The organism is Streptomyces sp. NPDC039462 (genome assembly GCF_055639375.1).
In genome coordinates, this window is record NZ_JBVKAO010000002.1 from 869,255 (window position 1) to 883,311 (window position 14,057).

Sequence of the window (14,057 nt, forward strand, 5' to 3'; positions counted from 1 at the left end):
TTGGCTCGGATGTTAGACAGCGGTAAGCGACATACGCAATCACTGTTGCACATGCTGCAACGCACCTCTGGAGGAGGCGCCCATGGCCGCCGACGACGCCGTCGACACCGCCCTCGAAACCGCCGGCGACCGGTCCGCCGACGCGCTGGCCGCGCTCGCGGACGAGCGGGTCGACCACCGCTTCAAGGGGCTGCCGCCGGACGCGGCGGGTCTCACCGTCGGCGAGCTCGCGGCCCAGCGCAGGAACCTCTTCACCGGCGGCTTCACCACCCCGGTCCTCGCGCTCTCCGCCGAGCGCCTGGAGCACAACCTCGCCCTCATGGAGACGTACGCCGAGCGCCACGGCCTCGCCTTCGCGCCGCACGGCAAGACGTCCATGGCCCCCCAGCTCTTCGCCCGCCAGATGGAGCGCGGGGCGTGGGGCATCACGCTGGCCGTCCCCCACCAGGTGCGCGTGGCACGGGCGTTCGGCACCCCACGGATCTTCCTCGCGAACGAACTGGTCGACGCGGCCGCGCTGCGGTGGGTGGCCGGCGAGCTGGACTCCGACCCCGCCTTCCGCTTCATCTGTTACGTCGACTCCGTACGCGGCGTCGAACTGATGCACGCCGCCCTCGGCGAGGCGGGCGCGAGCCGCCCGGTGGACGTGGTGATCGAACTGGCGGCGGGCGACGGGGCGCGCACGGGGGTGCGGACCGAGGCGGAGTGCTTCGAGATCGCCAACGCCGTCGCGGCCGCGGACACGCTGCGGCTCGTGGGCGTCGCCGGGTACGAGGGCGAGGTGCCGGAGGCGTCGACCGAGGCGGTCACGGCGTGGCTGCGCCGGCTCGTCGCACTCCTCGTCGACCTCGACAAGACGGGGCGGTTCGCGGACCTGCCGGAGGTCGTGGTCAGCGCGGGCGGCAGCGCGTGGTTCGACGCGGTGGCGTCGGTCTTCGCGGAGATCCCCGAACTGTCGCTGCCCGTCCTGAAGTTGCTGCGCTCCGGTGCGTACGTCTCCCATGACGACGGTCACTACCGGCATCTCACGCCCTTCAACCGCGTCCCGGAGGAGGGTGCGCTGGAGCCCGCCTTCCGCCTCTGGGCGCAGGTCGTGTCGCGGCCCTCCGCGGAGCAGGCGTTCACCAACGCGGGGAAGCGGGACGCGGCGTACGACCTGGACCTGCCCGTGGCGCAGGTCGTCCGCCGGGACGGGGTGGAGCGCCCCGCGACCGGGGTCACCGTCACCGGTCTCTCCGACCAGCACGGGTGGCTGCGGACCTCGCCGTCGGCGGACCTTGCTGTGGGCGACTGGCTGGGGATGGGGCTTTCGCACCCGTGCACGGTGTTCGACAAGTGGCAGTTGATTCCGGTGGTGGAGGGGGATGGGGTGGTCGTCTCCTACATCCGCACGTTTTTCTGACGGGGGCGTCTTGGGGGGTGTCCTGGCCCGCCGCTTCGCGGCGGATACGGCTCCGGGGCGCCTCCCGCCCGGTGGGTGGTGCCCCTATTCCGCCCGCTTCGCGGCGGACACCTCCCACCCACCCACCCGTGCACCCCGCACCGCAGAGCGGGAGTAGGAGCCAGCCAGCCACCCGCCCGTTTGCCCCGCATCGCCCAGCCCGAGTAGGAGCCACCGTTCGCCGCCGGCGGTGGGGTGGAACCACTGGGGCCACCCGCACCCGGCGACGAAAGTCGCACGGGTGGTGCGGGTGGGAACAGAAAGACCCGGCCGGAGGCCGGGTGCACCACCGAGCAGCCGCAGCCGCAAGCGAACGCAACGCAGAGGAAAGGCACCCCCATGGACCTGGTGATCCGGGACGCACGCGTCATAGACGGCACCGGAGGTGCCTCCTACCGCGCCGACGTCGGCGTACAGGACGGAAGGATCGTCGAGATCCACCGGGAGGAGGAGGTGACAGGGCCCCGCCCGTCAGGGCAGGCCACCCTCGACGCGCAGGGACTCGCGCTGGCGCCCGGCTTCATCGACATGCACGCCCACAGCGACCTCGCCCTCCTCCGCGACCCTGAGCACACCGCGAAGGCCGCCCAGGGCGTCACCCTGGAGGTCATCGGGCAGGACGGCCTGAGCTACGCCCCCGTGGACGACCGCACGCTCGCCCAGGTCCGTCAGGCCATCACCGGCTGGAACGGGGACGGCGGCGACATCGATTTCTCATGGCGCACCGTCGGCGGCTATCTCGACGCCCTCGACTCCGCCCACGGCGGCCGGGGCACCGCCGTCAACGCCGCGTACCTCATCCCCCAGGGCACCGTCCGCATGTACGCGCTGGGCTGGGACGACCGCCCGGCGACCCCCGCCGAGCTGGAGCGGATGAAGCAGCTCGTGGCGGAGGGGATGAGCGAGGGCGCCGTCGGGATGTCGTCCGGTCTCACCTACACCCCCGGCATGTACGCCGACGACTCCGAGCTGACTGAACTCTGCGGAGTCGTGGCGGCCCACGGCGGTTACTACTGCCCCCATCACCGCAGTTACGGCGCCGGCGCCCTCCAGGCGTACGAGGAGATGGTGAACCTCACCCGGACCGCGCGCTGCCCCCTCCACCTGGCCCACGCCACCATGAACTTCGGCGTGAACAAGGGGAAGGCGCCGGATCTGCTCGCCCTCCTCGACGAGGCGCTCGCGGACGGCGCGGACATCACCCTCGACACGTACCCGTACACCCCCGGCTGCACGACCCTCGTCGCCATGCTGCCGAGCTGGGCGAGCGAGGGCGGGCCCGACGCGATCCTCGCCCGGCTCCGGGACGACGCGACCGCCGAGAAGATCCGCCACCACATGGAGGTCATCGGCGCCGACGGCTGTCACGGCGTACCCATCGAGTGGGACACCATCGAGATCTCCGGAGTGAGCGACCCGGGGCTCGCGTCCTGCGTGGGGAAGACGGTCCAGCAGTCCGCCGACGCGCGCGGCGAGGAACCGTGGATCACCGCCCGGCGGCTGCTCATCAACGACAATCTGGGCTCGACGATCCTTCAGCACGTCGGCCATGAGGAGAACGTCCAAGCGATCATGCGGCACCGTGTGCACACGGGCGGCAGCGACGGCATTCTGCAGGGCTTCAAGCCGCACCCGCGCGCGTACGGCACGTTCCCGCAGTATCTCGGGCGGTACGCGCGGGAGCTCGGCGTCATGTCGCTCGAAGAGACCGTCGCCCACCTCACGTCGCGGCCCGCCGCGCGCCTCCGGCTCCCCGACCGGGGCGTCGTCCGCGAGGGCTACCGCGCCGACCTGGTGCTCTTCGACCCGGAGACGGTCGCGGCGGGGTCGACGTTCGAGGCTCCGCGGACGTATCCGACCGGCATTCCGCACGTCCTGATCGACGGCCGGTTCGTGATGCGGGACGGCCGGCGCACGGACGTCCTCGCGGGACGCGCCGTGCGCCGGACGCCGTGACGCGTCAGGCAGGACGGGGCAGCTTGCAGCCCTTGCGGCCCAGGTCGATCTTGCTGCCCTTGCCGACGCACGGCACGATTCCGTACGTCTGCTGGGCGTAGTTGATGCCCTTGCGCACGGTCACGTTGCCCTTGCGGTCGATCTCACAGGGGTTGTTGACGGTGCAGCGCTCGCCGTCCTCGTTGCCCGTGTTGTTGACCGCGGTGACCTTGCCGGTCTTGTGGTCGATGACCGGCGAGCCGGACGTGCCGCCGATGGTCTGGCAGGCGGGGGTGTAGCGGACGGAGTCCTTCCAGGTCCACTCCCCCTCCTTCATGCGGTACACGAATCCGTCGATGTTGCAGCTGTAGGTCTTCTTCCAGTACCCGGAGACCACCGTGATGGCCCGCCCCTTCACCGGGTGGTCGTCCTCCAGCTCCAGCGGCTTGATGCCGTACTTCCTCGTGATGTCGCGGTAGCTGCTGGTGAGCCGGTAGAGGGTGATGTCGGTGTCCGTCATGGTCGCGTAGGCGATCCTGGACGCCTTGAGCGTGGCGACGTCGTTCGCCTCCGCGTCGAGCAGCTTGAAGGTGCGGGTGGAAGGACGGTCCACGACGACCTCACCGGCGGCGGGGAAACCGGTCTCCAGGCAGTGGCCGTTGGTGAGGACGAGCGCCGGGTCGCTCGCCTTCGACTTGGGCGTGCGGACGACGGAGCCCGAACAGTTGCTGAGCGCCACCGTCCCCGCGAAGTCGACCGGCTTCGCCTTGGACTTGCCCTGGTCCTGCGCCTGTTGGGCCGGCCGGTCGTTCCCCCCGGTGTTCCCCGCGAACGCGGGTATCGCGCTCGCCCCGGTCAGCGCCAGGGCGAGCAGTCCGCCCGCGACCACGTTGCTCTTCTTGCCCATCTGTGGAGCCCCCCTCGTGACGTACGCCTGTCGTGTGATTGTCAGACGGCATTCTTGGGGTCCCTGTGCAGCCGGACAAGGGGTGGAACTCTTCCATTTCACCCACGCGGTGTGATGCGGACAGAGTGGGCACCCGGGCCCGAACGGAGCGTCAGGGTGCGGGATTCGGCGCTCCACGACTGCTGTTCGCCGCCCTCCACCCGCGCCCCCGCGGGGAAGTGCCGCGCCGGCAGATACACCTCCGTGCCGCCCCGCACGCCCGCCTTCCCCCGCCAGCTCACCGTCAGCGTCTTGCGCGCCTCGTCCCACCGGTACGCGACCGGGTCCCCTGCGACGGCCCGCGGGTAGGGCCGGTCGAGCACGGGCAGCAGCGCGGTCGGCCGCATATCGGCGTCCCAAGGCGCCCACGTCCCGGGGTCGTTGGACCAGTACGCGAACCCCGCCCCCATCCCGTCGGCCGTCCGTTGCACCTTCTCGACGTACTCCATGGCTCCCGGCAGCCCCACGTCGAGCCCGAACTCGCCGATGACCACGGGCGCCCCGAGCCGCCGCGCGGTCTTCTCCGTCTGCTCGCGCCAGGCCCGCAGGGACGCGTCGACCTGCCCCTTGGTGTCGCCGGTGTAGCCGCCGCCGAGGTCCATGGGGAGGGGGTAGAGGTGGGGCGCGTACGCGATGCGCGCCGCGTCGCCGTCGCCCCGCGGGTCGTCGAGGCGCGGCAGGCCGGTGGCGAAGCCCCAGTTGGCGCCGATGGCGGACGGTTCGACGAAGAGCCAGTGGTCGCGGTCGACGGTGCGGATGGCGTCGATGCCGTCCTGGTAGAGCCGGGCCAGCGGCCCCGATTCGAAGGCAGGGCCCTGCACGCTGCCGCCCCACGGCTCGTTCATCAGGTCGTACCCGATGACGGCGTCGTCGTCGGCGAAGTGCCTGGCCACCTCCCGCAGGGCGCCGACGTAGTGCTTCCGCAGATCGCGCCCGCCGCCTTCGACCGTCCCCCAGAAACGGTCGAAGGCGCGGACGGTCCCGGGCTCGGCGTAGCCGAGTTCCCAGGGGTCGGTGGGGGCGGACGTCAGCCCGTCCGTCTCCGTGGCCCACGCGGGGGCGCCGTTGCCGCCGACGCGCGGGCCGTACAGGTCCTGGTGCATGTCGAGCAGCACGTGGTAGCCGCGCTCGCCGTACCACCGCACCCGCTCGGCGACCCGCTTCAGATACGTCCTGTCGTACGTCCCCGGAGCCGGCTCGACCTTGCGCCACTGGAGGAGGAAGCGGACGAAATTCGTGCCCAGCTCGCGCCGTTCACGTGCGACGTCCTTCTCCGCGATCCACGGCATGCCGTCCGCCGCCTGCTTGGCGCTGCTCGCCGTGGACAGGCCGCGCAGGACCAGGGCGCGCCCCTGCCGGTCGGTGATCCACCGGTGACCGGTCGCGGTGTCGGCGCGCCCCGCCCCCGCGCCCTCCGGGCCGACGGCGACCAGCAGCGCGGCGGCGACGGCGAGCACGACCGCGCCGACCGCCCAAGTGCGCCACGCCGCAAGGGACTTCATGGCCGGGATGGTAGGTCGCGCGACCCCTGCCGCAACAGACCTGAGCATTGTTCACTTTCTTTGGCCCGGCCCCTGTCCACGGCGGCCGGGGCGGCCTACAGTGGCGCGCCATGCGGACGACGATCGACGCGTTGCGGGCCCGGGCGGACGCCACGGCCGTGGTGGGCTGCGTCTGTCTGCTGCTCGTCCTGGCGCACGGCAGCGCCACGCTGCTCACCGCGTTCACGGCGCGGGCGGGTCTTTCGGTCGTGCCGAGCGCGCTCGGCGTGCCCTTCGCGCTGCCGGGCCTGCGGGCGACACCGCTGGGTGCGACGGACTGGTCCTGGCAGTTCTGCGAGAACTTCGCCGCCCTGCTCCTGGTCGCGGCGGCCGCCGCGCGCATGCGCCGTCACCTGCGCGTGCGGCCCGGTGCGGGCCGGGGGCGCCGGCTGCTCGCGGGCTGGACGGCGCTCATCGCGGGCGCGGCGGTGGCGGGCGCGTGGCGTGGCCTGGTCGCGGCCCGCATGATCGAGGCGGACACCCTGGGCTGGCTGCTGCTGCCGGTGACAGGTGCCCTGTTCGGCGCCCTGTGGGGGCTGCTCCTCGGCTGGCTGCCGGGCGCGGCGGCACTCGCGACGCGGCGTGCGCCGCACGCCGCGCCCGGGTGATCCGGCCGGTCAGACGATGGTCGTGGGCCAAGCCGTCTCGACCGGCTCGGGGGCGGCCGGGGCGGGAGCGGGGCGGCAGGTGAAGCCGAGGCCCGTCAGCGCCCTGGTGACCTCGGCCGCCGAGAAGTCGCGGCGGTCCTGCCGGGTGATCACTTCACCCACCTGCTTGACGGGGTAGTGGCGGCGGCCGATGATCACGGACTCGCCCGTGACGGGTTCGGGCTTGACGCCCTTCATGGCCGCTTCCACCTCGCTCTTGAAGAGGTCGAAGGGGAAGCGGGCGATGACACAGCGCATGGTGCCTCACAGAGGGAGAGGGCCGGTGAGTGAGTCGAACGGGGCTCCGGGCCTGCGGGGGCAGGCCCGGGTCCGGGTTCAGGCTGCGGAGTCGGTCCGCGTGCGGGCGGCGTAGGCGCGGCGCGCGCGGCCGTCGCGGGGGCGGCGGCCGCGGGCGGAGGAGCCGCCGCGTTCGGCGGCCGCCTTGGGCGGTGCCGGGATGGTCACCGGGGTGCCCGAGGGGGTCTGGGCACCGGTGATGCGCGCCAACTCCGGCTCGCCGGAGGCCACTTGCGTGGTGTGCGGCCGGATGCCGGCGGCGGCGAGCAGCCGGTTCATGTCGCGCCGCTGCGCCGAGGTGACCAGGGTGACGACGCTGCCCGAGCCGCCGGCGCGGGCGGTGCGGCCGCCGCGGTGCAGGTAGTCCTTGTGGTCGGCGGGCGGGTCGACGTTGACGACGAGGTCGAGGTCGTCGACGTGGATGCCGCGCGCCGCGACGTTCGTGGCGACGAGCGCGGTGACCTGGCCGGATTTGAACTGGGCGAGCGTGCGGGTGCGCTGGGGCTGGGACTTGCCGCCGTGCAGGGCAGCCGCGCGCACGCCGCTGTTCAGCAGGTGCGTGGTGAGCCGGTCGACCGCGTGCTTGGTGTCCAGGAAGAGGATCACCCGGCCGTCGCGGGCGGCGATCTCCGTGGTGGTGGCGTACTTGTCGGCGCCCTGAACGTGCAGCACGTGGTGCTCCATCGTCGTGACCGCGCCGGCCGACGGGTCGACCGAGTGGACGACGGGGTCGCTGAGGTAGCGGCGGACCAGGAGGTCGACGTTGCGGTCCAGGGTGGCCGAGAACAGCATTCGCTGCCCGTCGGGCCGCACCTGGTCGAGGAGCTCGGTGACCTGCGGCAGGAAGCCCATGTCGGCCATCTGGTCGGCCTCGTCGAGCACGGTGACGGCGACCTGGTCCAGGTGGCAGTCGCGCCGTTCGATGAGGTCCTTGAGCCGTCCCGGCGTGGCGACGACGACCTCGGCCCCGGCGCGCAGTGCGCCGGCCTGCCGGCCGATCGACATGCCGCCGACCACGGTGGCGAGGCGCAGCTTCACCGATCTGGCGTACGGGGTGAGGGCGTCCGTCACCTGCTGGGCGAGCTCGCGGGTGGGGACGAGGATCAGGGCGAGGGGGCGGCGCGGCTCGGCGCGCAGGCCCGCCGTGCGGGTGAGCACCGCGAGGCCGAAGGCGAGGGTCTTGCCCGATCCGGTGCGTCCGCGGCCGAGGACGTCCCGGCCCGCGAGGGAGTTCGGCAGCGTGGCGGCCTGGATGGGGAAGGGGGTGGTGACGCCGAGTCCGGTGAGGGTCTGCAGCACGCCGGCGGGCAGGCCGAGCGCGGCAAAGTCCTCGACGGGGGGCAGGGCCGGGGTGACGGTGACCGGCAGCGCGAACTCCCCCTGGAGCGCGGCGGGGCGGCGGCCTCGTCCCTGGGCGCGGTTGTCCGGGCGTCGGCTGTTTGTGCGACTTGAGCGGTTCATGAAGAACCTTCCTCGATGCGGCGCGTATCGAGGAATTCTCAGAGGCACCGACCGGTGCCGAGAATCGCTGGAACGGCCGGGGTAAATGAAAAAACATTCCCGGTCGCCGGTGTTTAATTCCGGGATCGACCGGTGAAAAGCGTCGCACTCTCCGATGGGACCACCGGGGTGCCGACCACTTCGAACCTCAAACCATCAGTCTTTCGGGGAGGCGTACTCCCCGGAAACGCAACGAGCTGGGGCCCGCACCCAAGGTGCGGGCCCCAGCTACGAAGTGCGCGTGAGCGTCAGCGTCAGGCGGGAACGATGTTCTCGGCCTGCGGGCCCTTCTGGCCCTGCGTGACGTCGAAGTTCACCTTCTGGCCCTCCTGCAGCTCGCGGAAGCCCTGGGTGGCGATGTTCGAGTAGTGAGCGAAGACGTCGGCGCCGCCGCCGTCCTGCTCGATGAAGCCGAAGCCCTTTTCCGCGTTGAACCACTTCACGGTGCCAGTAGCCATGTCATATCTCCTTCGGGGCAGTGCCCTGTGGAGCCCACACTGTGCGGACTCCGCGTCGCCGCGATGATTACCCCGTCCGGAAATGACCGGCAATACAAAGTGCCCCAACCGGCACATAAAGCCGACGGGAGCACTTGGAGTCTCTGGAAACCACAACTGCAACTGATAACGACAGTAGCACGGCATCGCGTCCGGCGCATGGTTTTCCATATCGCTCGCCGGTCGGCTGATAAACCTTCATCGCGCATCACGCGAAATTCTCCATTTGCCGTCACAGATATGCGGTCGGCGCGAGACAGCGTTTGGCGGGCGAAGGCCGGGGAGACGGCCCGGCCTCAGGACGCGGGCGCCCCCTCGGACTCGGATCCGGCGGGACGGCGCAGCTCCTCGTTCATCCGCAGCGCGTCCTCCAGCTGGTCCTCGAGGATGACGATGCGGCAGGCCGCCTCGATCGGCGTGCCCTGGTCGACGAGCTCGCGGGCGCGCGCCGCGACCCGCAGCTGATAGCGCGAGTAGCGACGGTGGCCGCCCTCGGACCGCAGCGGCGTGATCAGGCGGGCCTCGCCGACCGCCCGGAGGAAGCCGGGCGTGGCGCCGATCATCTCGGCGGCCCGGCCCATCGTGTAGGCGGGGTAGTCGTCGTCGTCGAACCTGTCGTTGCCGTGCGAGGGGTTCTCTGGGGGCATTTGCACCTCTTCTGGAACGCGTCGAGGGGCCTGGTGCCGTACAGCACCAGGCCCCGAGGGGTTTTCACGCCATCTACCGGCCCCGCGGGCCGGACATCTGTTACCGCATGGGCGCCCGGCTGAACGGACGGGCACTGCTCTTCGTATGGCTATGCCAAGAACTCTAACAACGGGACTTCCGCATGTCTATTCCAGCCGCGATAGATTTTCGGAAGCGGAGGGGGAGGTATCCGAGCACCCACCGACCCCGCCACGTCGGTAGGCTGACCAGTCATGTCGAAGCCTGACGAGCTGCTCGTTGACATCGCCGCCCTGGTGGAGTCCGAGCACAGCAATCAGATGTCCCTCACCGTGGTCGTCGCCGGCGCGGTCATCACCGGACGACTGGCCCCCGAAGCCCTGTGGCGGCGCCGTGTCGCCGAAGTCCTGAAGGACTCCGACCGGCTGGCCCCCTTCGCCTCCGCGTTCGTGGCCCCGGAAGCGGATTCCGGCCCGCCGCGGGACACCGAGCCGCCCACCCACCTGCACTTCCACCTCGCCCGGATCCTCCAGGGCAGCGTGGGCCTGCCCGAGACCGGCGGGATGTACCGCATCGCCCTCCGGGACGTGAGCGCCTGGACCGTGGGAGACCTCAGCTACTCCGACAGCTGACCGGCCCCTCCCACAGCCGATCCGAAACCCACGACCGCTCCTGCCGACAAGCCCCGCCTCAGAGCCAGACCTGAGTCGGGGCTTGTCAATTTTTCTCCTTCGGGCTATATAGAAATCCGTAGGGCATCGCACCCAGCACCCGAAGAGAGGAGTGACCCGTGATGCTCATGCGTACCGACCCCTTCCGCGAGTTCGACCGTCTCGCCCAGCAGGTCTTCACCAGCGCCCGCCCGGCCGGGATGCAGATGGACGCCTACCGCCAGGGCGACGAGTTCGTGGTCCACTTCGACCTGCCGGGCGTCGACCCCGAGTCGATCGACCTGGACGTCGAGCGCCACGTGCTGAACGTACGGGCCGAGCGCCGCTCCCCCGCCCCCGAGGGCGTGGAGATGATCGCGGCCGAGCGGGCCACCGGCAGCTACTCCCGCCAGCTGTTCCTCGGCGACACCCTGGACACGGAGCGGATCGACGCCTCGTACGAGGCCGGTGTCCTGACGCTCCGCATCCCGGTGGCCGAGCGGGCCAAGCCTCGGAAGATCCACATCAGCGGCGGCAGCGACCGCAAGCAGATCGACAGCTGACCGCACGGCCGACGCGAACGATTCGACGAAACGGAGGAGAAGGGCACGATGGGGTGGAGCGAACTCATCGAGACGGTAAGGGAGACCGGCCAGTACGCGAGCGCCGCGGAGGCCGAGCGCGTGACGCGCGTCGTGCTGGCCGCCCTCGGCGGCCACGTCATCGGGGACGAACGCGTCGACCTGGCGCGGCAGTTGCCCCCGGAGGCGGCGAGGCTGATCGCCGACCGGATTCCCGCCGTGCGGCCGCTCACGGCCGCGGAGTTCGTCGAGAGCGTGGCGCTGAACCTGGAGGGCGCCACGCCGGCGACCGCCCGATGGGACGTCAGCTCCGTCCTCACCGCCGTGGCGCAGACGGTCGACGCGGACCTCGTCGACCGCCTGCTCTGCCTGCTGCCGGCCGGCTACGCCCTGCTGTTCGGCCGGGCCGAGCTGGCACCGGCCGCCTGAGGGCCTGACGCACGGGTGCCGCCCGGAGATCCCGGTGAACGGGGCTTCCGGGCGGCACCCGCGGCCGCGGTGGCTCAGCCCATGACTGCGGCTACTTGACCCCGGCGGGCTTCGGCAGCTGACAGCCCGCGCGGCTCAGGTCGATCTTGTTGCCCGCGCCGACGCAGGGCACGATCCAGTAGGTCTGCTGGGCGTAGTTGATGCCCTCGCGGACCGTGACGTTGCCGTTCTCGTCGACCTCGCAGGGGTTGTTGTCCGTGCACCTGCCGCCGCTCTCGTTGCCGGTGTTGTTCACGGCGACGACCTTGCCGGTCGCGTCGTCGATCACCGGGGAGCCCGAGGTGCCGCCGATCGTCTGACAGGCGGGGGTGTAGCGGACGGAGTCCTTCCAGGTCCAGCTCCCCTCCTTGAGGCGGTAGGCGAAGCCGTCGATGTTGCACTTGTACAGCCTCTTCCAGTAGCCGGACGCGACGGTGATCGCCCGGCCCTGCTCGGGCCGCGCCGCGTTCAGCTCCAGCGCCTTGATGCCGTACCGGCTCTCGATGTCCCGGTAGGTGCTGGTGAGTTGGTACAGCGACATGTCCGTGTCGGTCATCGTGCCGTACGCGATCTTGCTGGCCCGGACCGTTCCCGCGTTGCCTCCGGAGGCGTTGAGCAGGGTGAAGCTGCGGGACGACGCCTTGTTGACGATGACCTGGCCCGGCGCGGGGAAGCCGCCCTCCAGGCAGTGCCCGTTGGACAGGACGAGCGCCGGGTCGCCGGGCTGCGAGGAGGGCACGCGGACCACGGATCCGGAGCAGTTGCTGAGCGCCACCGTGCCCGCGAAGTTGACGGCCTTGGCCTTGACCTCGGCCGCGGCCTTCGGTGCGGCGGGTGGTTCGTTGCCGACGGCCGCCGCTGGTGCCGCCGTCGCTCCGAGTATCAGAGCGGCGAAGCACACACCGACGAGAGGCTTCTTCATGTGGGGGGTCCCCTCTGAATGACTGAGTGACCGAAGTTCTTTCGGTTTTGTCATGCGCATTGTTGAGGTACCGGGCCGCGAGGACAAGACCGCGAACGGACACAACCGACCGCTGACAGGACGCTCCCCCAGCGCCCCCGCGCGCCCCTCTTGTGTCCGAAAACACGAAGCGGCACGTCCTACCCGGCCGTAAGCTCGCGGACATGCAGGTCATCCAGTCGACGAAGCTCTCCAACGTCTGTTACGAGATCCGCGGCCCCGTGCTGGAGGAGGCGATGCGGCTGGAGGCGGCCGGACACCGCATCCTCAAGCTCAACACCGGCAACCCCGCGGCCTTCGGCTTCGAGTGCCCGCCGGAGATCCTGGAGGACATCCTCCGCAACGTCGGCGACGCACACGGCTACGGCGACGCGAAGGGCCTCCTGGCCGCCCGCCGCGCGGTCGTCATGCACAACCAGACCCTGGGCATCGAGACCGACGTCGAGCACGTCTTCATCGGCAACGGCGTCTCCGAGCTCATCGTGATGGCCATGCAGGGCCTGCTCGACGACGGCGACGAGGTCCTCGTACCGGCGCCGGACTATCCGCTGTGGACCGCGGCCGTCTCGCTCTCCGGCGGCACCGCCGTGCACTACCGCTGCGACGAGCAGTCGGACTGGATGCCGGACCTCGTCGACATCGAGCGCAAGATCACCGACCGCACCAAGGCGCTCGTGATCATCAACCCGAACAACCCGACCGGCGCGGTCTACGACGAAGCGATGCTCCGCGGCCTCACCGACATCGCCCGCAGGCACAACCTCCTGGTCTGCTCGGACGAGATCTACGACAAGATCCTGTACGACGGCGCGACGCACACGCCGACCGCCGCCATCGCCCCCGACCTGCTGACCCTCACGTTCAACGGCATGTCGAAGGCGTACCGCGTGGCGGGCTACCGCGTCGGCTGGGTGGCGATCTCGGGCCCGAAGGCGCACGCCTCCTCGTACATCGAGGGCCTGACGATCCTCGCCAACATGCGCCTCTGCGCGAACATGCCGGGCCAGCACGGCGTCGTCGCCGCGCTCAGCGGACGGCAGACGATCAACGACCTCGTCCTGCCGGGCGGCCGGCTCCTGGAGCAGCGCGACACCGCGTACGACCTGCTGACGCAGATCCCCGGCGTGAGCTGTGTGAAGCCGAAGGGGTCGCTCTACCTCTTCCCGCGGCTCGACCCGAAGGTCTTCAAGATCAAGGACGACCGGCAGCTGGTCCTCGACCTGCTGAGGGCCGAGAAGATCATGGTCGTGCACGGCACGGGCTTCAACTGGCCCGAGCCCGATCACTTCCGCGTCGTGACGCTGCCGACCGCGCCGGACCTCGCGGAGGCGGTCACCCGGATCGGCACCTTCCTGGACGGCTACAGCCAGCCGTGACCCACCGGTATTGGGACCGACTCAACTTTAGACAGGATCTAAGCTAGGATGGCTTTCAAGCAACCGTCTGGAGGCCGTCCCATGTATGAGCCGATCCGCACCAAGTCGGTCCACTCCATGGCCGACGACGCGGGCTACCCCCACCGCTCCCGCGAGGAGGAGCTGGACATCCAGCTCGCCGGACACCTCGCCGCCCTGCTCGCGGTCACGGACGAGCTGCGCGCCCTGACCCCGTCCGCCGACCTGGACGACGCCGCAGAGCAACTGGCGCACCAGGTGGCGCGGCTGCGGGGCGGCGCGCTCCCGCCCAGGTCCGCGGTCGCAGCCGCAATCCACGAACCCCACCTCTCCGCCCTGCACCAGCGCGCCCACGCCCTCGCGGGCCGCGCCCTGGTCGTGGCGGCCTCCCGCGCCGACACCGCGGCGGCGATCCTGGCCGCCGGGCGCATGGACGCCCACGCGGACGCCACGCGCCTGGTCGGCGCCCCCTGATCGGCCCCGGTCCGCGGCCGGGAAGGCCGCGGACCGGGCGCCACCAACCTGGCGGCGGC

At 71.0% G+C, this 14,057-nt stretch carries 15 protein-coding genes; 8 read left to right on the forward strand and 7 right to left on the reverse strand.

What is annotated here, in order from left to right; translation table 11 throughout:
• Window positions 1-82 precede the first annotated feature (82 nt).
• Both ACZ7LU_RS14450 and ACZ7LU_RS14455 read left to right on the forward strand, forming a co-directional pair.
• Window positions 83-1,402: an amino acid deaminase gene (locus ACZ7LU_RS14450; RefSeq protein WP_471916828.1), complete on the forward strand. Its 1,320-nt coding sequence runs from the start codon at window positions 83-85 to the stop codon at window positions 1,400-1,402.
• A 378-nt stretch (window positions 1,403-1,780) separates the two neighbouring features.
• On the forward strand, window positions 1,781-3,397 hold the full coding sequence (locus ACZ7LU_RS14455; protein WP_471916829.1) for an N-acyl-D-amino-acid deacylase family protein: 1,617 nt from the start codon (window positions 1,781-1,783) through the stop codon (window positions 3,395-3,397).
• A 4-nt stretch (window positions 3,398-3,401) separates the two neighbouring features.
• On the opposite strand, the gene ACZ7LU_RS14460 is transcribed toward ACZ7LU_RS14455, so the two are convergent.
• Together ACZ7LU_RS14460 and ACZ7LU_RS14465 are read right to left on the reverse strand one after the other, a co-directional pair.
• On the reverse strand, window positions 3,402-4,283 hold the full coding sequence (locus tag ACZ7LU_RS14460; protein WP_470985536.1) for a trypsin-like serine peptidase: 882 nt from the start codon (window positions 4,281-4,283) through the stop codon (window positions 3,402-3,404).
• A gap of 98 nt (window positions 4,284-4,381) precedes the next feature.
• Window positions 4,382-5,824, reverse strand: coding sequence for a cellulase family glycosylhydrolase (locus ACZ7LU_RS14465; protein ID WP_471916830.1), 1,443 nt, complete (start codon window positions 5,822-5,824; stop codon window positions 4,382-4,384).
• Between the two features lie 110 nt (window positions 5,825-5,934).
• On the opposite strand from ACZ7LU_RS14465, the gene ACZ7LU_RS14470 reads away from it, so the two are divergent.
• Window positions 5,935-6,471 carry a hypothetical protein gene (locus ACZ7LU_RS14470; protein ID WP_471916831.1) on the forward strand — a complete coding sequence of 179 codons (537 nt, stop codon included), beginning with the start codon at window positions 5,935-5,937 and terminating at the stop codon, window positions 6,469-6,471.
• Window positions 6,472-6,480: 9 nt separating this feature from the next.
• On the opposite strand, the gene ACZ7LU_RS14475 is transcribed toward ACZ7LU_RS14470, so the two are convergent.
• From ACZ7LU_RS14475 to ACZ7LU_RS14490, 4 genes are all read right to left on the reverse strand, one after another.
• On the reverse strand, window positions 6,481-6,768 hold the full coding sequence (locus ACZ7LU_RS14475; RefSeq protein ID WP_398300670.1) for an SCO5918 family protein: 288 nt from the start codon (window positions 6,766-6,768) through the stop codon (window positions 6,481-6,483).
• Window positions 6,769-6,846: 78 nt separating this feature from the next.
• Entirely contained in the window at window positions 6,847-8,268 is a 1,422-nt protein-coding gene (locus tag ACZ7LU_RS14480; protein WP_468087635.1) for a DEAD/DEAH box helicase, read from the reverse strand.
• Between the two features lie 293 nt (window positions 8,269-8,561).
• Window positions 8,562-8,765 (reverse strand): cold-shock protein, encoded by a 204-nt coding sequence (locus tag ACZ7LU_RS14485; RefSeq protein WP_046930152.1) that lies wholly within the window; start codon window positions 8,763-8,765, stop codon window positions 8,562-8,564.
• A 335-nt stretch (window positions 8,766-9,100) separates the two neighbouring features.
• Window positions 9,101-9,451: a MerR family transcriptional regulator gene (locus ACZ7LU_RS14490; RefSeq protein ID WP_398300666.1), complete on the reverse strand. Its 351-nt coding sequence runs from the start codon at window positions 9,449-9,451 to the stop codon at window positions 9,101-9,103.
• Between the two features lie 273 nt (window positions 9,452-9,724).
• Here ACZ7LU_RS14490 and ACZ7LU_RS14495 point away from each other — a divergent pair, with 273 nt between their 5' ends.
• The 3 genes from ACZ7LU_RS14495 to ACZ7LU_RS14505 all read left to right on the forward strand — a co-directional run bounded on the left by ACZ7LU_RS14495 (window position 9,725) and on the right by ACZ7LU_RS14505 (window position 11,130).
• A complete protein-coding gene (locus tag ACZ7LU_RS14495; RefSeq protein ID WP_398300664.1) occupies window positions 9,725-10,102 on the forward strand; it encodes a hypothetical protein in 378 nt (125 codons plus the stop codon).
• A gap of 161 nt (window positions 10,103-10,263) precedes the next feature.
• Complete coding sequence (locus tag ACZ7LU_RS14500) at window positions 10,264-10,683, forward strand: Hsp20/alpha crystallin family protein (protein ID WP_398301421.1); 420 nt, start codon at window positions 10,264-10,266, stop codon at window positions 10,681-10,683.
• 48 nt (window positions 10,684-10,731) lie between these two features.
• Complete coding sequence (locus ACZ7LU_RS14505; RefSeq protein WP_398300662.1) at window positions 10,732-11,130, forward strand: DUF2267 domain-containing protein; 399 nt, start codon at window positions 10,732-10,734, stop codon at window positions 11,128-11,130.
• 91 nt (window positions 11,131-11,221) lie between these two features.
• Here ACZ7LU_RS14505 and ACZ7LU_RS14510 read toward each other — a convergent pair whose 3' ends face one another.
• Window positions 11,222-12,091, reverse strand: coding sequence for a S1 family peptidase (locus ACZ7LU_RS14510; RefSeq protein WP_470985548.1), 870 nt, complete (start codon window positions 12,089-12,091; stop codon window positions 11,222-11,224).
• Window positions 12,092-12,294: 203 nt separating this feature from the next.
• Between ACZ7LU_RS14510 and ACZ7LU_RS14515 the strand changes: the two genes are divergently transcribed.
• Both ACZ7LU_RS14515 and ACZ7LU_RS14520 read left to right on the forward strand, forming a co-directional pair.
• Window positions 12,295-13,506 (forward strand): pyridoxal phosphate-dependent aminotransferase, encoded by a 1,212-nt coding sequence (locus ACZ7LU_RS14515; protein ID WP_468311506.1) that lies wholly within the window; start codon window positions 12,295-12,297, stop codon window positions 13,504-13,506.
• Between the two features lie 81 nt (window positions 13,507-13,587).
• Complete coding sequence (locus ACZ7LU_RS14520) at window positions 13,588-13,998, forward strand: SCO4983 family protein (RefSeq protein WP_468087643.1); 411 nt, start codon at window positions 13,588-13,590, stop codon at window positions 13,996-13,998.
• The last annotated feature ends 59 nt before the right edge of the window (window positions 13,999-14,057 follow it).